This window comes from Edwardsiella sp. EA181011 (assembly GCF_000800725.1).
In the GTDB taxonomy this organism is placed as follows: Bacteria; Pseudomonadota; Gammaproteobacteria; order Enterobacterales; family Enterobacteriaceae; genus Edwardsiella; species Edwardsiella anguillarum.
Window position 1 is genome coordinate 280,141 of record NZ_CP011364.1, and the last position, 20,575, is coordinate 300,715.

A 20,575-nucleotide genomic window follows, 5' to 3' on the forward strand; every position below is an offset into this window, starting at 1 on the left:
TCACATATGCCTTTCAGACTAAGAAGTTCGCCTATTATGAGAATTTGAAGCTCGCCAGAAAACCTTGACATTATGCGTATTAATTGTGTTGTTGGTCACACATTTCATCTTCACCATATTGATAATCGTAGCGCTACAATATTAACGTGAAAGCACATTAATCGTAGGGCACTGAAAATATGTTCAACAAAGATCGCTTAACTCGCCGTGAGATCGGAGAACTGCGCAGCCAACGCTGGTACGCGCCAGAAACGATCAGAGCTTTCGCGCATCGGCAACGCACACAGCAGATGGGTTTTGCCCGCGAAGAGTTCCTCGGTAAACCTGTTATCGGCATCATCAACACCTGGAGCGACATGAGCGCCTGCCACTCGCATCTGCGCGAACGGGCGGAAGCAGTCAAACGCGGCGTCTGGGCGGCGGGCGGTTTCCCGGTCGAACTTCCAGCCCTGTCGATGGGCGAAGTGATGGTGAAACCCACCACCATGCTGTACCGCAACTTCCTCGCGATGGAAGCGGAAGAGCTACTGCGCCAGCATCCGATTGACGGCGTAGTTCTGCTGGGTGGCTGTGATAAATCTACGCCTGCGCTGCTGATGGGCGCACTGTCGATGGATATCCCGTTGATTTTTTGCCCGGCAGGCCCGATGACGACTGGCAAATGGCACGGCCAGGCAACGGGCGCGGGTACGCACACCAAAAAATACTGGGACCAGTTGCGCCTTGGCGCAATTACCCAGCACGACTGGATCGAACTGGAAGGCGCGATGACACGCTCAATCGGGACCTGCAACACCATGGGAACCGCCTCCACCATGACCTCTATCGCGGATGCGATGGGCTTCACATTTCCGGGCGCCAGCTCCATTCCGGCGGCGGACTGCCGTCACCCGCAGATGGCGGCGCAGTGTGGTCTGACCATTGTCGATATGGTGTGGTACGGCCATAAACCGTCTACGTGGCTGAAAAAAGAGAACTTCCTCAATGGCATCGTGGCGTACATGGCGCTGGGCGGCTCAACCAACGCCGCTATCCACCTGATTTCGATGGCAAACCGCGCGAGCATTCCGCTGAATCTGGAAGATATGGAAATCATTGCCCGAAAAATTCCGGTTCTGGCGAATCTCTTCCCGTCGGGCTCTAACCTGATGGATGACTTCTTCTTCGCAGGCGGCATGAAAGCGCTGATGAAAAAACTCAGCGGATTTTTACATCTCGACGCTGTCGGGGTGACCAACTACCCAATTAGTCAGTGGGTTGAACAGGCGGAGTGTTTTGACGACGACGTAATCCGCGATCTCAGCAATCCAGTTATTCCGCTTTCACAGGGCTGCGCACTGGCGGTACTACGCGGAAACCTCTGCCCGAACGGCTCGGTCATGAAATCCTCTGCCGCCAGCCCGCAGCTGCGCAAACATATCGGCCCGGCGCTGGTGTTTGATACGCACCAGGCCCTGTCCGATCAGATTGACGACCCGGCGCTGGATGTTAGCAAAGACACAGTGATTATTCTGCGCAACGCCGGGCCGGTCGGCGCGCCGGGAATGCCGGAATGGGGCAACCTGCCTATTCCGAAAAAGCTGTTGCAGCAGGGTGTCACCGATATGGTGCGCATCTCTGATGCCCGGATGTCCGGTACCCACTACGGCACCTGCATTCTGCACGTCGCGCCTGAAGCCGCGATTGGCGGGCCGCTCGCTCTGGTGAAAACCGGCGATTTGATCGAACTGGATATCGCGGCGGGTTCGCTGAATATGCTGGTCGATGATGCCGAGCTCGACCGTCGCCGTGCCGCGTATACCCCACAACATAAAGTCTTTGGCCGCTCCTGGGCCGCACTCTATCAGCAGCATGTCACCCAGGCGAACGAAGGCTGTGATTTCGACTTCCTGCAATCCGGCAGCGATGTCCCCGAACCGCCCATTTTTTGAGGAGTCATGATGAATAACTTTAAGCACGCGATTTTGTCAGGGCAGTGCCTGTTCGGCACCTGGATGATGACCGGGAGCGATACGGTTGCAGAAGCGATGGCAACCGTGGGTTTCGATTTTCTGGTGCTGGATCAGGAACATGTCGCAGTTGATACGCTGGATGCTATTTGCATCGATCGCGCCATTCGCAGCGTTAACGCCGAAACTACGCCCCTGTACCGTCTCGCTGGAAATGACGTGGTGCTGATTAAACGCGCGCTTGACGGCGGCGCGATGTCGCTGATGATCCCGTTTATTAACACCCCGGAAGAAGCGAAAAAAGCCGTAGAGTCAGCCTATTATCCGCCGTATGGCAAGCGCGGCTTCGCCGCCATGCACCGAGCATCTGGTTGGGGTGGGAATGCGCAGTTTGTGCAGGAGGCCCGCGATGAACTGTGCCTGATCCTGCAACTGGAAACACCGGAAGCCATCGACAATATCGACGCGATTAACAACGTGGACGGGATCACAGGTTTCTTCATTGGCCCAGGCGACCTCTCCTCAGCGATGGGCCATCCTGGCAATCCATCACACCCGGACGTACAGGCGATGATCAAGCGCGGGCTGGAAACATGCCAGCGTCTTGGTAAACCATGCGGCATCGTCGGCGGTAACCCGAATCTAGTCAACAGATACCAGCAGATGGGCTTTACTTTCGTGGCGCTGGCCTCTGACATGAGCTTCCTGCTGGCGCGCGCGAAAGAACAGCTGGCGGAGATCCGCGGTGAGAAACTGAGCATTAGCGGCGGTGAGGTCTACTAAGATGACCCGGCTGATTGAACGCACCTGCGGCGATGTGTCCATCGCCGTTGCGCCTGAACTGGGTGGCGCACTGGCCTGGCTACGCTGGCGCGGTCACGATATTTTTCGCCCTTTCAACCCGGGCGGGGAAAAGCGCGCCAATCTATGCGGTAGCTACCCACTTGTTCCCTGGTCGAACCGGATTGCGCAGGGAGAGTTTCATTTTTCCGATCGCCGCTGGCAGGTGGCGCGCAATTTCGGCAATCATCCACACGCGCTGCACGGCAACGGCTGGCAGTGCGAATGGCAGGAACAGGACCGCGAAGAGTCCGTCACGCTGACTCTGGAACGCCCGGCATCAGAGGTCTGGCCCTGGCCGTGGCGCGCCACGCAGGTTTTCGCCCTTACACCGGATAGCCTGACCCTCACCCTGCGCTATCACAATCTGGCGGACATTCCCGTACCGGCTGGGCTTGGTTTTCATCCTTTCTTTGCCGATGCGAGCGATAGCGAGGTGCAGTTCAGCGCGGCGCGCGTGTGGCTGAACGATGACAACAGCCTGCCTTACAAAGAGATACCGACGCCTGAGAAATGGGATTACCGCGCTTTTCGCGCGCCGGTTCCCAACTCCGTGGATAACTGTTTTACCCACTGGTGCGGTGAAGCCATCGTGCGCTGGCCACGGCGCGGCATTCGCGCAACATTAACCAGCGACGTGCCCAACGCCGTATTTTTTATTCCCGGTACGGAGCGAAATGTGGTGGCCATTGAGCCGGTCAGCCATATCAACAACGCGATTAATCTGTTCTCTCCCGGCAACGGCGAGCAGGCAATGGATGTTGTCGCCCCAGGCTGCTCGTTATCACTTCATATGACAGTAAGGATGTCCGATGAAAAATAACCCGACACCGCTTTTTGATTATCAGGGCGAGCTGCCCGAATGCCCTACCTGGGACGCCGACACCCAATCACTATTCTGGACCGACATCCTTAAAAAGCAGATCCATCGCTATCAACCGCAGACCGGCGAGCAAACTGTTTTTCATTTTGAAGAAGAGGTGGGCTGTTTCGCTCTGCGCGAGCGTGGCGGCTTTATCGTGGCAATGCGCTCGGGCATCTGGCTAGCTGACCAGATAGGCGCGCTGACGCAAAAGGTCTGCGATAACCCGAATAACCCGCAACTGGCGCGCTTCAACGACGGAGGTACCGACTGGCTGGGGCGCTTTTATGCCGGCACTTATTGGGGGCCGCGCGACTATAACGGCGCACTGCTGTGCCGGGTAGACGCAGCGTTAAAAACCACGGTGGTGCAGTGCGACATCCTTGGCGCAAACGGACTGGCTTTTTCCGCCGACAAAAAGTGGATGTACACCAGCGATACGCCGAATCATGTGATTTATCGCACACCGCTGGATGCGGACGGCAATCCCGGCCAGCGCCAGGTGTGGGAAACCTTCCCGCGCGGTAACGGTAGACCTGACGGTGCTGCGATGGACACTGAAGGTTGCTACTGGAGCGCACTGTTTGATGGCTGGCGCATCGCACGTTTCTCACCGCAGGGCGAGATTATCGAAGAGTACGCGCTACCGGTGCGTTGTCCGACCATGGTCTGCTTCGGCGGCGACGATCTGAAAACGCTGTTTATCACCACCACGCGGGAAAACATGACCGCAGAAGAAATTATCGAGCGCCCGCTTTCCGGGGCAATTTTTACCCTGCAGGTGGCTGTCGCCGGGGTAGCAAAAGCAAAATTTAAAGAGAGTTAATAATGAATACGATTGGATTTATCGGTCTCGGCCTGATGGGCGAAGCCATGTCGAAAAATATCGTCAACGCCTTCTCCGGCAATGTCGTGGTTTACGATCTCAACCCAGAAGCCGTGAATCGCCTGGTCGCGTACGGCGCGCAAGCCGCCGTCTCCATTGCGGATGTTGCGCAGCAGGCAGACGTGATTATCAGCATGGTGCCGCGCTCTGAGCACGTTCTCGATGTATACCAACAGTTGCTTCCCCATTTACACGCGGGTCAAATCACCATTGATATGTCGACTATCGACCCGTCTGTCTCAATGGACATTTCCGCTGAAGTGGCGAAAACCGGCGCGGTGATGCTGGATGCGCCGGTGGTGAAATCCGTTCCGGCAGCAGTCAAAGCGGAGCTGGGTATCTACGTCGGCGGCGACAAAGCGGCGTGGGGAAAAGTAAAACCGGTGCTGGCAATGATGGGCAATAATCAAATCCATATGGGTGAGAATGGCCGCGGGCTGGTAATGAAAATTATACACAACCTGATGGTGGCGGGCATTCAGAACAGCGTCAACGAGATGCTGACCACCGCCGATCGCTACGGCATTGATAAAACTGATTTTCACACGGCGATTTCCTATGGCGGCGCGACCAACTGGTATCTCGACAGCAAAATTAACAGCCTGATCGCGGAGGATTACCGTACCGCGTTTTCCCTTCAGAACATGGCGAAAGACGTCAACATCATGAAAACCCTACTTCAGGAGTCCGGGTTAACGCTGCCGGGCGTCGACGTGGTAAAAGCCGTTTATGACCGCGGTATCGAAAGCGGCCTCGGCGGCGAAGATTTCTGCGCAACATTCAAAGTCGTGAAAGACCATTCCAGCAAATAAAATTAGAAGGAAACAGCATCATGCAAGCAAGTGCGATTTATAACAGCCTGAAAGATAAAATCGTCGCGATTACCGGCGGCGCCAGCGGTATCGGTGAAGCGTATGTCCGCGCTTTTGTTGACCAGGGCGCGCGCGTCGCGTTCCTCGATTTCAATAAAGACGCAGGCGAAGCGCTGGCAAAAGAGCTGAACTGCCTCTTTTTACCGTGCAATGTTACCGACATTCCTCAGTTAAAAAGCTGCTTCGGGACGATTATCGCACAACTTGGCGACGTCGATGTGCTGATTAACAACGCCGGTAGCGACGATCATCACACGATTGACGAACTCACCGAAGAGTATTTCAACAACCGTATCAACGTGAACCTGCGTCATCACCTGTTTGCAATTCAGGCAGTGATCCCAGGCATGGCGCGTAAAGGTACCGGCAGCATTATCAATATGGGTTCCATTAACTGGATGCGCGGCCGCCCGGGGCGCGTGTGCTATTCCCTTTCCAAAGCCGCTATCCACGGTTTTACCCGCACTCTGGCACAGGAACTGGGCGAGCGTGGCATTCGCGTTAACAGCCTGGTGCCGGGCGCTATCCGTACGGCGAAGCAGGACGCCATGTGGGCCAAACTCGACCCTGCCGCAGTAAATCAGTTTATTGAATTACAGGCACTGAAGCTGCGTCTTGACGGCACGCACTGCGCCCGGCTCGCTCTGTTCCTCGCATCTGATGAATCCTGCGGCTGTACTGGCCAGGATTTCGTTATTGATGCAGGACTTTCGCTTAACTAAGAGGCCAATATGGATTTCTTTAACCTGTTAACCCCGGACGGTGCGCCGCTGGAAACCAGCACGATGCTGATTGTTATCGGTGTCATGTTTCTCTATACCTTCATCGGTATTTGCGCAGGCTTTGGCGGTGGGCTGACCGCCATGCCGCTGATTACGATGGTGCTGCCTCTGAAAATGGCTGCGCCGATATCGGTGATGGTCGGCACCGCAACCGCGCTTTATGCGACGTGGCTTTCGCGCAAAGAGACGGACTGGAAATCAGCGGCGGTTCTGATCCTCTTTTCGTTCGCGGGTATCCCAGTCGGGCTGTATGCATTGTCGTATCTTCCTGATCACATTATGAAAATCTGGCTTGGCGGCTTTATTATTATTTACTCGTTTTACAGCCTGTTTATTCCTCGTTTGCCGGTCTACGACAAACGCTGGATTGCCGCACCGATGGGCGCTATCGCCGGAGCCTTAGGCGCAGCCTTCTCCACGAACGGGCCGCCGGTGGTGATGTACGGTATGCTGCGTAATCTGGGCCCGGCTGCGTTTCGCGGCACGCTGAACGCCTTCTTCACTGCAAACAACATCGCGATTATTGGCGGCCTGGCCACCAGCGGCATTTTGACAATATCGACCATTAAGTTAGTAATTTTCTGCATTCCAACCATGCTGCTGGGCTCGCTTGTCGGCCAGTATGTCCACAAGCGGATCTCGGTAAAAACGTTCCGCATTATGGTCTTCCTGCTGCTGATCGCATCTGGCGCAATGCTAATTAAAGGCGCGACCGGTATCTCCGCTATCAGTGCGCTGCTGCCGGCGTTTGGTTTATTGGCTGTTCTGCAACTCGCCTTTGGTAAGAAAGTGGCGGCGATTCGCGCCTCCGATGAAGCGCAAAAAGCACAGTAAAAACAAGGCAAAAAAAGCTGCTGAACTTCTGAAGTGCCCCCGAAAGTTGGACATCCAACGATTAGGGGTGGGGTCAGTCCATCAACGGCTCAGAAGTGTCTAGATTATCCGAGGCGATTCAAACTTAGATCTTCGATGAAGTTGTTCATGGTACAAAATAGTGGTACGTTCGAAATCGAAGTGTTAAGGTAACTTACTGTTATTCGGTGATTTCATTGATATAAAAACAAATCCTTGGTTCGATTCCGAGTCCGGCACCACTTCTTCTGAAAACCCTGCCTTATGGCGGGGTTTTTGCTTTTTGAATCAGCAAATTGTTGGCTCCTCTGTCGTTGGCATCCTTATCCTTCCCCAGCGCCGCTTCCCGGTGCTAAAGAATAAGCATCATGATGCAGCCCGGCAAAGACCGAAACGATACCGATTATATCCGTAGCGGTTCTCCAAGAGCGGCGCGCCGCTATCGGCAAAGGCGAGCTTAAACGCGCCAATGGAACAGAACACCTTGAGGATACAAAATCCTGGAGGCTCGTCCGTCGTGAAGAGCACGATCGTCTCCTGTTGTGGGCCAATGCCCCGACCTCGTGGTAGGGACATTGGCCCGCAGACGCTATAGCGCGCTGATAATCAGGTAGATCACGGCGGCTAGCGCCATGCAGCCCCCCAACAGCAGCAGGGCTATCGCCCAGCCAAGATTTACCCGCCGCGTTTTTTTATGCAGCGCCGGGGCCTGCCACTTTAACTGCCACATCCTTTGCTCCTTATCCCGTAGACGCTTCGCCATCGCTCCGTGATGGCACTTCGGCGCCGGGCACCAATCCCGCGATATCTCTTCTAATCATACTGGTAATCACGCCATATTGCCGTCATCCTATTCCGAGACTTTCGCCAGCCATGCCTCCAGCGCCACCAGCCCCTCCCGGATCGGTCCGTCAACCGCCGCCGCCGTCAGCGGGGCTCGCTCCAGCGCCAGGCAGGCATCCGCCGCGCCGCGCATTCCCAGGCTGGCGCAGCTGCTTTTCAGGCGGTGCGCAAGCCCCTGCACCAGGTCGGCGTCTCCCGCGGCGCGGGCCGCTGCCATCTCAGCCAGCAGCGGTAGCGAGTGCTGACGAAACAGCGCCAGCCACTCCGTCAGGCGCGGCTGGCCAAAGGCCGCCAAATCCTCCGCCAGCTGTCCGTCATCCAGCGGCGTTGCGATCTGCTGCGCCACGCGGGACGGCTGCGCCGCGCTCCGCTCACCGTCGGTTAGCGCATGGGCAATCAGGCGGCACAGCTCTGCCCGTGGCACCGGCTTTTGGATCATGCCGCAAAACAGTGGACGGATCCGACGGTGCTGAGCCTCATCCAGCACATGCGCGCTAAAACCGATGCGCTTCAGCTGCGGGTAGGCCTCTGCCATCTGGCGCGCCAGCGTAGGACCGTCGCTGTCCGGCAGGTCAAAATCCACCAGCGCCGCATCGAACGCCGTATCCCGCGCCAGCAGGGCCAGCGCCTCCGCGGCGCTGCCGGCGATACGAACCTGAACGCCAGCGCTCTGCAGCATCTCTGCGCTGATACGCTGGCTAAGCGGATTATCCTCGATCAGCAGCAGGCGACGCCCGGCCAGCAACCATGCCTGCGCAGGCGCCTCCGGCGGCGGCAGCGCCGCCCGTCGCAGCGGTAAGCTCAGGCAGAAGCGGCTCCCCTTGCCCGGGGCGCTGCTCACCGCCAGGCTTCCTGTCATGGCCTGCGCCAGACCGCGGCAGATGGCCAACCCCAGCCCCGTGCCGCCGCGTCGGGCGCTCAGCTGCACAAATGGCTGAAATATAGCCGCCTGCTGCGCCGGATCGATGCCGCAGCCGCTGTCCTGAACCGCTATCCACCAGCGTATCTCATCGCAGCCGCAGCTCACGCGAATCACCCCGCGCTCGGTAAAACGCAGGGCGTTGTTCAGCAGGTTCATGACGATCTGGCGAATCCGGCGCGGATCGCCCTGCAGCCATGTCGGTAACGCATCAGCGTAGTCATGCGCCAGGCGAAGCGGACGCTCGCGCAGCCGCCCCTCCGCCAGCCGCAGCAGGCTATCCAGCAGCTGGCGCGGTGAAAACGGCTCATCGTTTAGCACCACGCTACTGCTGCCGGCTTCGATCGCCGAATAGTCCAGCACATCGTTCAACACCGCCAGCAGCGACTCACCGGAGTCGTTGATCGCCTGGACATAGCCACGGCTCTGGGGAGAGATCGACTGCTCCGCCAGCAGCTGGGCGGTGCCCAGAATACCGTGCAGCGGCGTGCGGATCTCGTGGCTCATCGCCGCCAGAAACGCCGACTTGGCCCGATCGGCGTTTTCCGCCTCCGCGCGGGCCTGACGGTGCTCAACCACCAGCGCCTGCAGCTCGGCGGTGCGCATCTGTACCAGATCGGCCAGATGCTGACGCTGGTGACGCAGGGCGCGTACGCTGGTGCGGAACGCCTCCATAAGACGTCCGATGGTATCCAGCTCGCACACTCCAGCGCGATCGGGAAAGGGGGAGTCGAAGTCGCCGTCCAGCAGGCGCTGCAGCGCGGCCGTCTGATGGGCCAACGGCTGAGAGAGCGAGCGGTAAACCACGCGCCACAGGATCAGACACAGCGCCAGCAGCCCGGCGCCCCCCAGCTGCGTCAGCCAGGTCAGCCCCAGACGACGCGCCTGCTGCAGCTGCTCTAGCGCGGCGGCATTGCGCCGCTCAATATCGCTCACTTGGCGACTTATCTCCGCGCTAAAGCGGGTAAAGAGATCCAGGTTGTTCTGTGACAACGCCTGTAGACGGGCGTAAATATCATTATCCTGGCGATACAGGTCAACCAGCGTACGGTACTGCGCAACCTGCCCCAGCGCCTGGGCTATCTGGGCGCGAATGCGCGGATCCTCAACCCGCTGCTGGCGGCGCTGCAGGATGCGCAGCGCCTGCGCCAGGCGCTCCTCCTGTTCGCTCAGCGCCAAACGGCCGCTGTCGCTCTCCAGCGCCATGATCATCTGCTGGACCCGCAGCGCGCTCAGGCGTAGCTCGCTCATCTGATTCAGGTACTCCAGATCGATATCGATCAGCCGGTCCAGCGCCTGCTCCGCCGCCGCCGCCACCTGCGCGCTAAGCGCCCGCGCGCGCAGACGCAGCTGCAGGCGCTGTCCCACTAGCGCCCCCTGCTCTCCCAGCGAGCGGGTGATCTCCGTCTCCTGCCGGGCGATGGTCTCGATATCGAATCCCTGGCGACGCAGCTCATCCAGCAGACGGCTGATCTTCAGGCTCTGCGCCGTCAGCATCCGCCCCTGGGCCAACCACTCCCGTTCGCTGTCCGCACTGCTCAGACTCTGGGCCGAAAACAGCTCATAGGCACCGGCCTCGCTCAGCTGGCGCGCCATGTTCATGGTCGGCAGCAGGGCCTGCGTATTGGCCTGCTCCACCCGGCCAACGTAGTGCAGGCTAAACCACCCCACCAGCACGCTGCCCAGGGTTAACGCCGCCATCAGCGCAAAAGCCAGCCACAGCCGGCGAGTCAGAGAAGGCGTCCCCATAGCGCTCCCGCGTCGTAAAAACGTTGAGTTAATCCGTGATAAGGCACTAGCATAAAGGCTTACCCATCACGAGGCTATTATGTCCCGACGGCGCACCCTATTTCTCTGTCTGCTTTGGCTGTCCACCGCGACGGCGCACGCCGATGCCCCGCTGCTGCGCTGGCCGTCGGATCGTCACTCCGTTCAGCTGCGCCAACCCCCGCTGCACGCCATTAAGCGCTGGAAGCTGTGCGCCCTCTATCCCAGCCTGAAGGATGCCTACTGGCTCTCGATCAACGATGGGATGATCCAGGCCGCCGGCCGACTGGGCGTGACGCTGAAGGTATTCGAGGCCGGCGGCTATCGTCAGCAAGCGACCCAGCGCGAGCAGATGGCCCTATGCCGCGACTGGGGAGCCGACGCCATACTGATCGGCAGCAGCACGGCCCACCTCCCGGCGCTGGCGACGCTGACCGCGGGGATCCCGCTGATCGAGGTCGTCAACGCCCTGCACGATCCCGCCATCCGCACCCGGGTCGGCGTTCCCTGGTTCCAGATGGGCTATCAGCCGGGACGCTACCTGGCGCAGCGCCTCGGCCAGCGCCCGCTCAAGGTTCTGCTGATGCCCGGCCCGCGCGACGCCGGCGGCAGCCGAGAGATGAGCGATGGCTTTAAGGCGGCGCTGGACGGCAGCCGCCTGCAGATCGTGGAGGTCGCCTACGGCGACAATGACATCGAGGTGCAGCGCAATCTGCTACAGGACATGCTGGAGCGCCACCCGGATATCGATGTGGTGGCCGGTACCGCCATCGCCGCCGAAGTCGCCATGGGCGAAGGGCGTAACCGTGCCACACCGCTGACCATCGTCTCATTCTATCTCTCGCACCAGGTTTACCGCGGCCTGAAGCGCGGCCGCATTCTGGCCGCCGCCAGCGACCAGATGGTGTGGCAGGGCGAGCTGGCCGTCGAACAGGCCCTGCGCACGCTACAGGGAGAGCGCGTGCCGGACAACGTCAGCCCGCCGATCCTGGTGCTCACCCAGCGCAACGTCAGCAGCGCACAGGTTCACCGCTCGCTCTCCCCCCTGGGCTTTCGCCCGGTCTATCTCTATCAGCCCGCGCCAAAGCCAGGGTAAGGCGCAGTCAGGCGACCTCGGCCGCCAGAAAATAGCCCTCGCCGTGCTGGGTCACGAACAGATCGGGGCGCAGCTTGGCGCGCAGGCGGCGGATTAGGACATCCACCGTGCGCACATCGGGGCTGTCGACCCGATGCGATGAAAGCATACGCAGCAGCCGCTCTCGGCTTAAAATTGCGCCGGGATTAGTCACAAAGGCCAGCAGCATCTCATACTCGGCGCGCGTCAGCCGGATCGGCTCGTCGTCCAGCGTCAGCGTATGGCGCGACACGTTCAGACAGTAGCCGGCGAACAGATAGCAGTTATCCGCCGCAGGCTGCGCCTGGCGCGCCAGATCGATGCGCCACAGCAGGTTCTTCACTCGCACCACCAGCTCGCGCAGCTCCAGCGGCTTGGTGACGTAATCGTCCGCCCCCATCTCCAGGCCGACGATACGGTCGATGCGATCGCAGCGGCCGGTGACCAGGATGATCCCCACCGTCGAGCGCTCGCGCAGCGCGCGCGTCAGCATCAGTCCATTCTCGTCAGGCAGATTGATATCCAGCAGGATCACATCGACCGGCTGCAACAGCATCAGCTCGCGCAGCCCGGCGCCGCTGGCGGTCACGGAAACCTGGTATCCCTCTTGGACAAAGTAGTCACGCAAACGCGCCTGCGTCACCGGCTCATCTTCCACAATCACAATGTGGTGCGTCATGGCCACGGCCCACCGTTATCTGTTCATATCTGTTCATATTCTGACGTATCGTGTTCACGCTGACCAGTGACCCTGTTCATATTTAAACAATAAGATCGCGTATAACCTCCATTCCCTCATCATGACAGGATCTTGCGATGAAAAATCTATGGAACAGGCTGAACCGCCCCAGCGCGCGCTGGTCGGTACTAGCGCTGTTGGCGCTGGGCATCGTCATCGGCCTGACGCTGATCGTTCTGCCGCACGTCGGCATCAAGCTGACCAGCAGCACCGAGTTCTGCGTCAGCTGCCACAGCATGCAGCCGGTCTACCAGGAGTATAAGCAGTCGGTGCATTTCAAAAACGCCTCCGGCGTGCGCGCCGAGTGCCATGACTGCCACATTCCCCCCGACGTGCCGGGCATGGTGAAACGTAAACTGGAAGCCAGTAACGATATCTACCAGACCTTCATCGCCCATTCGATCGACACGCCGGAGAAGTTCGAGGCCAAGCGCGCCGAGCTGGCCGAGCGGGAGTGGAAGCGGATGAAAGAGAATAACTCGGCGACCTGCCGCTCCTGCCATAACTATGATGCGATGGATCACGCCAAGCAGCATCCGGAGGCCGCCAAGCAGATGGCCATCGCCGCTAAGGATAATCAGTCCTGTATCGACTGCCATAAGGGCATTGCGCATCAACTGCCGGACATGAGCAGTGGCTTCCGCAAGCAGTTTGCCGAGCTGCGTCAGACGGCCAGCGATGATGGCAACACCCTGTATACCCTGGATATGAAGCCGATCTACGCCGCCAAAGGCGACAAAGAACCGGCCGGATCCCTGCTGCCCGCCTCCGAAGTCACCGTGCAAAAGCGCGACGGCGACTGGCTGCAGGTGCAGATCGAAGGCTGGACGGAAACCAATGGCCGCCAGCGCGTGCTGTCCCTGCTGCCGGGCAAGCGTATCTTCGTCTCCTCAATCCGTGACCAGGTACAGCAGAACGCCAAGACGCTGGAGAAAACCACCGTCGCCGCCACCGGCGTGGAGTGGAGCAAGCTGCAGACCACCGCCTGGGTACAAAAGGGCGACCTGGTCAATAACATCAAGCCGATCTGGGCCTACGCCGATGCGCTGTATAACGGCACCTGCAACCAGTGCCACGGCGCGCCGGAGAAGGCGCACTTTGACGCCAACGGCTGGATTGGCACCCTCAACGGTATGATCGGCTTCACCAGCCTGGACAAGCGGGAAGAGCGCACCCTGCTCAAATATCTGCAAATGAACGCCTCAGACACCGGCGGCGCCGATCAGAAACACTAAGGGAGAGACCATCGATGAACCATAACGAAAGTGTCCACATATCACGCCGCCGTTTTCTGTCGCAGCTCGGCGGTCTGACCGCCCTGGGCATGTTTGGCCCCTCCCTGCTGGTCAGCCGTGGCGCGCAGGCGCAGGCCGCCGCAGGCGGCGTACAGGAAGGGATCCTGACCGGCTCACACTGGGGCGCCATCCGCGCCACGGTGGTGGATGGCCGCTTTGTCGCCGCCAAACCCTTTGAGAAGGACAGCTACCCCTCCAAGATGGTGGCCGGCCTGCCGGATCATGTACACAATACGGCCCGTATCCGCTACCCGATGGTACGCATTGACTGGATGCGCAAGCGCCACCTCAGCGATACGCGCCAGCGCGGTGATAACCGCTTCGTCCGCGTAAGCTGGGACGAGGCGCTGGATCTGTTCTATCAGGAGCTGGAGCGCATCCAGACCACCTATGGCCCCAGCGCCCTGCTGAGCGGCAGCGGCTGGCAGTCGACCGGCATGTTCCACAACGCCGCTGGCATGATGGGACGGGCGCTGGCGCTGCACGGCAACAGCGTGGGTACCGGCGGTGACTACTCAACCGGCGCCGCGCAGGTGATCCTGCCGCGGGTCGTCGGCTCCATGGAGGTCTATGAGCAGCAGACCTCCTGGCCGCTGGTGTTGAAAAACAGCAAGACCGTTATTCTGTGGGGATCCGATCTGCTGAAGAACCAGCAGGCCAACTGGTGGTGCCCGGATCACGATGTCTATCAGTACTATGCCCAGCTGAAAGAAAAAGTCGCCAACGGTGAGATCCGCGTCGTCAGCATCGATACCGTGGTCTCCTCCACCCATGAGTACCTAGGGCGCGACAGGGTTCAGCATATCGCCGTCAATCCCCAGACCGATGTGCCGCTACAGCTGGCGCTGGCCCATACCCTGTACAGCGAGAAGCTGTACGACGTCCACTTCCTGGACAACTACACCGTCGGCTTCGACCAGTTCCTGCCCTATCTGCTGGGAACCCAGGACGGCCAGCCGAAGGATGCCGAGTGGGCCGCCGAGCTGACCGGCATCGACGCCGAAACCATCCGCGCCCTGGCGCGCCAGATGGCCGCCGGACGGACCCAGATCATCGCCGGCTGGTGTGTACAGCGTATGCAGCACGGCGAGCAGTGGTCGTGGATGATCGTAGTGCTGGCCGCCATGCTGGGGCAAATCGGCCTGCCGGGCGGCGGCTTTGGCTTTGGCTGGCACTACAACGGCGCGGGCACCCCGAGCCGCAAAGGGATCATCCTCAGCGGCTTCTCCGGCGCCACCGCCGTCCCACCGCTGCACAACAGCAGCGACTACCGCGGAGCCAGCAGCACCATCCCCATCGCCCGCTTTATCGATGCCATGCTCGAACCGGGCAAAAAAATCGACTGGAACGGCAAACAGGTGACCCTGCCGGCGCTGAAGATGTGCGTCTTCGCCGGTACCAACCCGTTCCACCGTCACCAGCAGATCAACCGCATGATCGCCGGCTGGCAGATGCTGGAGACCGTCGTCGCCATCGACAACCAGTGGACCTCCACCTGCCGCTTCGCCGACATCGTCCTACCGGCCACCACCCAGTTTGAGCGCAACGATCTGGATCAGTACGGCAACCACTCCAACCGCGGCATTCTGGCGATGAAGCAGCTGGTGCCGCCCCAGTTTGAGGCGCGTAACGACTTCGATATCTTCCGCGAGCTGTGCCGACGCTTTAACCGCGAACAGGCCTTCAGCGAAGGGCTGGACGAAATGGGCTGGATCAAGCGGATCTATCAGGAGGGCGCTCAGCAGGGCAAAGGTCGCGGGCTCCACCTGCCGACCTTTGACGCCTTCTGGAACGGCAACGGCTATATCGAGTTTGGCGATCCGCAGCTGTTCGTGCGTCATCAGGCCTTCCGCGACGATCCGGATCTGGAGCCGCTGGGCACCCCGAGCGGCCTGATCGAGATCTACTCCAAGAGCATCGCCGATATGCACTACGGCGACTGCCATGGCCACCCGATGTGGTTCGAAAAGGCCGAACGCTCCCACGGCGGCCCCGGCTCGGTGCGCTTTCCGCTGCATCTGCAGTCGGTGCACCCTGACTTCCGCCTGCACTCGCAGCTGTGCGAATCGCCGACGCTGCGGGCGCACTACAGCGTCGGCGGACGCGAACCGGTCTTTATCAGCCCGCAGGACGCCGACGCGCGCGGGATCCGCAACGGCGATATCGTCCGGGTATTCAACGATCGCGGCCAGGTTCTGGCCGGGGCCGTGGTCTCTGATCGCTATGTGCCCGGGGTGATCCGCATCCACGAAGGCGCATGGTACGACCCGGATCGCGGCGGCGTGGCGGGGGCCCTGTGTAAATACGGCAACCCCAATGTCCTGACTCTGGATATCGGCTCTTCGCGGCTGGCCCAGGCCACCAGCGCCCATACCGCCATCGTCGAGGTGGAGAGGTACCGCGGCCCTCAGGCTCCGGTCACCGCCTTCAATGGCCCGCAGGAGATGGTAGCGCAGTGTCAGTACGTACCGCTGCAGACGGAGGACAAGTCATGAACGCAGTCAGTCCATTGACGACGCAGCACTATACCTGTCTGTACGCCTGGCTAGCCGGGCTGTTCGCCCACGAACTGGACGAGGCGCAGCTGGCCCGCCTGCGTTCGACCGACACGCAGGCCTGGCTCGATCTGCTCTGCCAACAGACGCCCCTGCGCCCGGCGCTGCAGCACCTGCAGGCGGCGCTCGCCGCGCTGGAGGTGCGTCCGGACGCCCGTCTGGAGCTGGCGGCAGACTTTGCCGGTCTATTTTTGCTGTCGCAGAAGCGGGCGGCGCTGCCCTATGCCTCCTGCTATCAAGGAGAGACGCCGCGCTTTCACCAGGCGATCTGCGTGGAGATGCAGTCCCTGCTGCGCCAGGCCGGCATGCAGCTGAACGCCAACTTTCACGAGCCCGAGGATCACCTGTCCATCTTCCTGGAGCTGCTCAGCCTCCTGAGCTTCGCCAGCGCAGAGCAGCCGGAGCACCAGGAGAGCAAACGGATGCAGCTACGCCGCAGCACCCTGAGCCTGCTGCTCGGCTGGCTGCCGGCGTTCAGCGCCAGCTGCGTCCGCTACGATCCGTTTGGCTTCTATGGCGCCCTGAGCCAGCTGCTGCTGGCGCTGGTTCAGCAGGATGCCGACCTCAGCGCCGTCGAACGCGCATCACCGGCCGCCACACCAGGGCTCGTTGCCGGATAACCATAAACACAGAAGAAAATCGATTTCGGGCGGAATTATCCGCCCGTTTTTTTTTTGCGCGGGAGAGGCTCAGTCCAGCCGACAGTGGCTGTCGGGGCAGATACGCGCCAGGTGGGTATGATCGTTGATCATGTCGCGCAGGTTCGACTCTATCGTATGAGCCATCGCGTTAAGGGGCAGATCGTTGGCCTCGATGCCAAACGGATCCTCCAGCTCCTCCGCCAGGGCATCCAGGGCGATGAAGGTATACGAGATAAATACCGATACCAGCGGCGTCATATAGTGCAGATCGGAGACCAGGGCAAAGGGCAGTAGCGCGCAGAACACGTACACCGTGCGGTGAACTATCAGGCTATAGGCGAACGGGATCGGCGTATTGGAGATCCGCTCACAGCCCCCTAGGATCACCGACAGCTGATTCAGATTGGTGTCGATGGTCTGGAAGTCGATATCGCTCAGGTAGCCGCGCCGCCGGTGCTCGCCGCCCGGGTGCGGCATCAGGCTGATGGCCTGACGCATCAGAGAGCGGGTGGTGATCAGCAGCGATCCCCACAGCACCCGAGCCTCAATAAAGCGGGCATAGCTGGCGTTATTGCGAAAGCCGAGGAAGATGGCGATGGCCACCCCCAGCAGGCTGAAAGGGCCCAGCATCAGGTTAACGTTAAAGTCCTCATGCCAGAGGTAGCACATCACTGCCAGGCAAGAGACCATGAAATTAAGGCTGAGACGAAAAAGGATATTCGGCAACACCGAACCGTGCCAGACGAACAGGCGCCGGAACCAGTGCTGGGGGGTCTAACGATCATTCTGAATTACTCGGAAAAACGACACCGCGCACATGACTGGGGGAACTTCCCTACGACGGCCGTCCCTGCGCGGTACGGGGCGGCGGCGCGCCAGTGTACGCCTGTGTCACGCGCAGCGGCAACAGGCAGATCCTTTCGCGGCGAACGGGTGAGGAAAAAAACGCCATACTGCCTATACTCCCGGCAGAAAATACTGTCGCTTCACGGTTACGCGCTGGACGTCACCGTTGCCAGGGTCATTATCCTGCACCTGCACTCTTTTTTTGCAGCCTGACCGATCATGGATTATTAATAGCAAACATACCGTTAACGTATGTGACGGTGTGATGCACCATCTAACGGGACTGCGGGGCACCGGGTCCCCTGTCAGGAACGCCCGTTTGGCGGGTTAGGGAGTCACCATGATTTACTTCGATCACAACCGTCTGCTGCAGCTGGATCCGCGCTTCCTTAAGCAACAGCGCGTCTCGCTGCTGATCCTATCGCTGCTGCTGCTGCTCGGCGGCCTGTTCTGCCTGTTCCGTCCGCTGGCCTCCGGCAACGCTCTGAGCGCCGTGGTCGGCATTCTGCTGCTGCTCAGCGGCGTAGGGCTTATCATCGGCATGATTGCCAATCGGGCCAACAACCTCTGGCCGATGATCGGTGGGATATTAATGGGCGCCGCCTATCTAGTGATGGGCTTTATCTTCATTCGCAGCCCAGAGGTCGGCCTGTTCACCGTCGCGGTCCTGGTCGCGACCCTGTTTGCCCTAGGGGGGATCGCCCGCCTGATGGCCGGCGTTAAGCTCAAGGGCGCCCACGGCGGCTGGCTGCAGGTCATCATCGGCCTGCTGGATCTCCTGATCGCCTGGATGCTGATAAGCGCCGGGCCACAGGGATCCATACTGCTGGTCACCATGATCGTCGGTATCGAAATGCTGTTCAGCTCTTTCAGCCTGTTTCAGGTCGCCCAGCTGCTGAAGCAACGCTAAGCGCCCTCCCTCATAACCAACGGGGCGCCAGAGGGCGCCCCGCTGCGTTAAACGCGCCGGTTCAGTAAGCCTGACGGTAAAGCAGCTCGATATCCCGCAGCGTCGCGCTACGCGGGTTACCGCCGGTGCAGACGTCCGCCAGCGCGGCCTCCGCCAGACGCGCGATATCCTCTTCGCATACCCCGACCTCACGCAGGCTCGGCGGGATCCCTACGTCCCGGTTTAACGCCTCGACCGCGGCGATCGCCGCCGCCGCAGCCTGATCCAGGCTCAGATCGTCGCAAGCGACCCCCAGCGCTCGGGCGATATCGCGAAACTTCTCGCCGCAGGCGCCGGCGTTATAGCGCATTACGTGGGGCAGCAAAATGGCATTGGCCACGCCGTGCGGCGTGTTATAAAACGCGCCCAGCGGATGTGCCATGCCGTGTACCAGCCCCAGCCCCACGTTGGAAAAGCCCATACCGGCGACGTACTGCCCCAGCGCCATCGTCGCGCCCGCCTCGGCATCGCCGTTCACCGATGCGCGCAACGCACCGCCGATCATCTCGATAGCCTTCAGGTGCAGCGCGTCGGTCAGCGCCCAGGCGCCGCGGGTGATATAGCCCTCTATCGCATGGGTCAGCGCATCGACGCCGGTGGCCGCCTTCAGCGCCGGCGGCATACCGTCCATCATATCGGCATCGATAAAGGCCGCCTGGGGAATGTCATGCGGATCGACGCAGACAAACTTACGCCGCTGCTCCTCATCGGTGATCACATAGTTAATGGTCACTTCCGCCGCGGTTCCCGCGGTGGTCGGCACCGCCAGAATCGGCACGCTCGGACGCGTGGTCGGCGACAGTCCTTCCAGGCTGCGTACATCCTCGAACGCCGGATTATTACTGATGATCCCGATCGCCTTGCAGGTATCCTGCGGCGAGCCGCCGCCGATAGCGATCAGGTAGTCGGCCCCGCTGTCGCGAAATACCGCCAGCCCCTGCTGTACCACCCGGATCGTCGGATTGGGCACCACCCCGTCGAACAGGGCGTAGGCCAGTCCGGCGCTATCCAGGTGCTTTGTCACCCGGGCGACGGCGCCGCAGGCGACCAGCGTGGCATCGGTGACGATCAGCGCCTTGCGGTAGCCACGTCGCTGGATCTCCGCAGGCAGTTCAGCGATGGCGCCGCGGCCAAACCAGGCCGTTTCGTTCAGGATCATGCGATGTGCCATGGTCACTCCCCCTCACTCTTCAATACGCAGGCCATAGGTTTTAAATTTCTCCAGCACCACCGCGATCTCCTCATCGGAGAGCACCGGCACCGGATCGACGATCGCCAGGGTGGTGAGATACAGCTGGGCCAGCACCTCGACCTCATGCGCCAGCCACAGCGCCTTCTGCAGGTTTTCCCCACAGGCGATCAGGCCGTGGTGCTGCAGCAGCGTCGCTCTGCGGTATTTCAGCGCCTCGGTAACGTAATCCGACAGGGTACGGGTACCAAACGTCGCGTAGGGGGCGCAGGGGATCGTGTTGCCGCCGGCGGCGGCGATCATGTAGTGGATCGCCGGGATCGGTCGATTCAGGATCGACACGGCAGTGCAGTGAATCGCGTGGTTATGGACCACCGCATTGGCATCGGGGCGAGCCTGATAGGCGGCCAGATGAAAACGCCACTCGCTGGAGGGCAGCTTACCCTCTTCATGCTGCCCCTCGCCATCCACATAGACGATGTGATCGCAGCGCAGCTGCTCATAGGGAATACCGGTCGGGGTAATCAGCATGCCCTCGCGGTAACGCACGCTGACGTTGCCTGCCGTGCCCTGATTCAGCCCAAGACGCGTCATCTCCAGGCAGGTATCAATAATGGCGCGCGCCAGTGTTTCTCTTTCCATGGTTAACCTCTCTCAGGGTGATACCGGACACAT

General features: G+C 60.4%; 17 protein-coding genes and 1 pseudogene. 12 read left to right on the forward strand and 6 right to left on the reverse strand.

Annotated features, from left to right (window positions below):
- Positions 1–179: 179 nt before the first annotated feature.
- From QY76_RS01350 to QY76_RS01380, 7 genes are read left to right on the forward strand one after another with little or no spacing between them, the layout of a single operon-like run.
- Positions 180–1,931, forward strand: coding sequence for an IlvD/Edd family dehydratase (locus QY76_RS01350; RefSeq protein ID WP_034165944.1), 1,752 nt, complete (start codon positions 180–182; stop codon positions 1,929–1,931).
- 6 nt (positions 1,932–1,937) lie between these two features.
- Positions 1,938–2,732 carry an HpcH/HpaI aldolase/citrate lyase family protein gene (locus tag QY76_RS01355; RefSeq protein ID WP_235439436.1) on the forward strand — a complete coding sequence of 265 codons (795 nt, stop codon included), beginning with the start codon at positions 1,938–1,940 and terminating at the stop codon, positions 2,730–2,732.
- Position 2,733: 1 nt separating this feature from the next.
- Positions 2,734–3,612 (forward strand): aldose 1-epimerase, encoded by an 879-nt coding sequence (locus QY76_RS01360; protein ID WP_034165942.1) that lies wholly within the window; start codon positions 2,734–2,736, stop codon positions 3,610–3,612.
- Positions 3,602–4,477: an SMP-30/gluconolactonase/LRE family protein gene (locus QY76_RS01365; RefSeq protein ID WP_034165941.1), complete on the forward strand. Its 876-nt coding sequence runs from the start codon at positions 3,602–3,604 to the stop codon at positions 4,475–4,477. Before QY76_RS01360 ends, QY76_RS01365 begins: the two co-directional genes overlap by 11 nt.
- A 2-nt stretch (positions 4,478–4,479) precedes the next feature.
- Positions 4,480–5,349 (forward strand): NAD(P)-dependent oxidoreductase, encoded by an 870-nt coding sequence (locus QY76_RS01370; RefSeq protein ID WP_034165940.1) that lies wholly within the window; start codon positions 4,480–4,482, stop codon positions 5,347–5,349.
- A 20-nt stretch (positions 5,350–5,369) separates the two neighbouring features.
- Positions 5,370–6,131 (forward strand): SDR family NAD(P)-dependent oxidoreductase, encoded by a 762-nt coding sequence (locus QY76_RS01375; protein WP_034165939.1) that lies wholly within the window; start codon positions 5,370–5,372, stop codon positions 6,129–6,131.
- A gap of 9 nt (positions 6,132–6,140) precedes the next feature.
- Entirely contained in the window at positions 6,141–7,025 is an 885-nt protein-coding gene (locus tag QY76_RS01380; RefSeq protein WP_034165938.1) for a sulfite exporter TauE/SafE family protein, read from the forward strand.
- Between the two features lie 607 nt (positions 7,026–7,632).
- Here QY76_RS01380 and QY76_RS19035 read toward each other — a convergent pair.
- The gene (locus tag QY76_RS19035; RefSeq protein WP_167549808.1) at positions 7,633–7,773 is read right to left on the reverse strand and encodes a hypothetical protein; all 141 of its coding nucleotides are present in this window, start codon (positions 7,771–7,773) and stop codon (positions 7,633–7,635) included.
- 120 nt (positions 7,774–7,893) lie between these two features.
- Positions 7,894–10,554: a TMAO reductase system sensor histidine kinase/response regulator TorS gene (gene torS / locus QY76_RS01385; protein WP_045425493.1), complete on the reverse strand. Its 2,661-nt coding sequence runs from the start codon at positions 10,552–10,554 to the stop codon at positions 7,894–7,896.
- A 79-nt stretch (positions 10,555–10,633) separates the two neighbouring features.
- On the opposite strand from torS, the gene torT reads away from it, so the two are divergent.
- Positions 10,634–11,668, forward strand: coding sequence for a TMAO reductase system periplasmic protein TorT (gene torT, locus QY76_RS01390; protein WP_034165641.1), 1,035 nt, complete (start codon positions 10,634–10,636; stop codon positions 11,666–11,668).
- Positions 11,669–11,675: 7 nt separating this feature from the next.
- Here torT and torR read toward each other — a convergent pair whose 3' ends face one another.
- Positions 11,676–12,365 carry a two-component system response regulator TorR gene (torR, locus tag QY76_RS01395; protein WP_015460770.1) on the reverse strand — a complete coding sequence of 230 codons (690 nt, stop codon included), beginning with the start codon at positions 12,363–12,365 and terminating at the stop codon, positions 11,676–11,678.
- A 137-nt stretch (positions 12,366–12,502) separates the two neighbouring features.
- On the opposite strand from torR, the gene torC reads away from it, so the two are divergent.
- From torC to torD, 3 genes are read left to right on the forward strand one after another with little or no spacing between them, the layout of a single operon-like run.
- Positions 12,503–13,660, forward strand: a complete 1,158-nt coding sequence (gene torC, locus QY76_RS01400; RefSeq protein ID WP_034165640.1) for a pentaheme c-type cytochrome TorC — start codon at positions 12,503–12,505, stop codon at positions 13,658–13,660.
- Between the two features lie 14 nt (positions 13,661–13,674).
- Positions 13,675–16,215 carry a trimethylamine-N-oxide reductase TorA gene (torA, locus tag QY76_RS01405; RefSeq protein WP_045425499.1) on the forward strand — a complete coding sequence of 847 codons (2,541 nt, stop codon included), beginning with the start codon at positions 13,675–13,677 and terminating at the stop codon, positions 16,213–16,215.
- Positions 16,212–16,895 carry a molecular chaperone TorD gene (torD, locus tag QY76_RS01410; protein WP_034165637.1) on the forward strand — a complete coding sequence of 228 codons (684 nt, stop codon included), beginning with the start codon at positions 16,212–16,214 and terminating at the stop codon, positions 16,893–16,895. Before torA ends, torD begins: the two co-directional genes overlap by 4 nt.
- A 69-nt stretch (positions 16,896–16,964) precedes the next feature.
- Here the strand turns inward: torD and QY76_RS01415 are convergent.
- Positions 16,965–17,701 (reverse strand): annotated as a pseudogene (locus QY76_RS01415) (bestrophin family protein).
- 401 nt (positions 17,702–18,102) lie between these two features.
- Between QY76_RS01415 and QY76_RS01420 the strand changes: the two are divergent.
- Positions 18,103–18,672, forward strand: a complete 570-nt coding sequence (locus QY76_RS01420; protein WP_045425504.1) for an HdeD family acid-resistance protein — start codon at positions 18,103–18,105, stop codon at positions 18,670–18,672.
- A 61-nt stretch (positions 18,673–18,733) separates the two neighbouring features.
- On the opposite strand, the gene fucO is transcribed toward QY76_RS01420, so the two are convergent.
- Complete coding sequence (gene fucO, locus QY76_RS01425) at positions 18,734–19,882, reverse strand: lactaldehyde reductase (protein WP_034165634.1); 1,149 nt, start codon at positions 19,880–19,882, stop codon at positions 18,734–18,736.
- Between the two features lie 12 nt (positions 19,883–19,894).
- Positions 19,895–20,542, reverse strand: a complete 648-nt coding sequence (fucA, locus tag QY76_RS01430) for an L-fuculose-phosphate aldolase (protein WP_034165633.1) — start codon at positions 20,540–20,542, stop codon at positions 19,895–19,897.
- Positions 20,543–20,575: the final 33 nt, after the last annotated feature.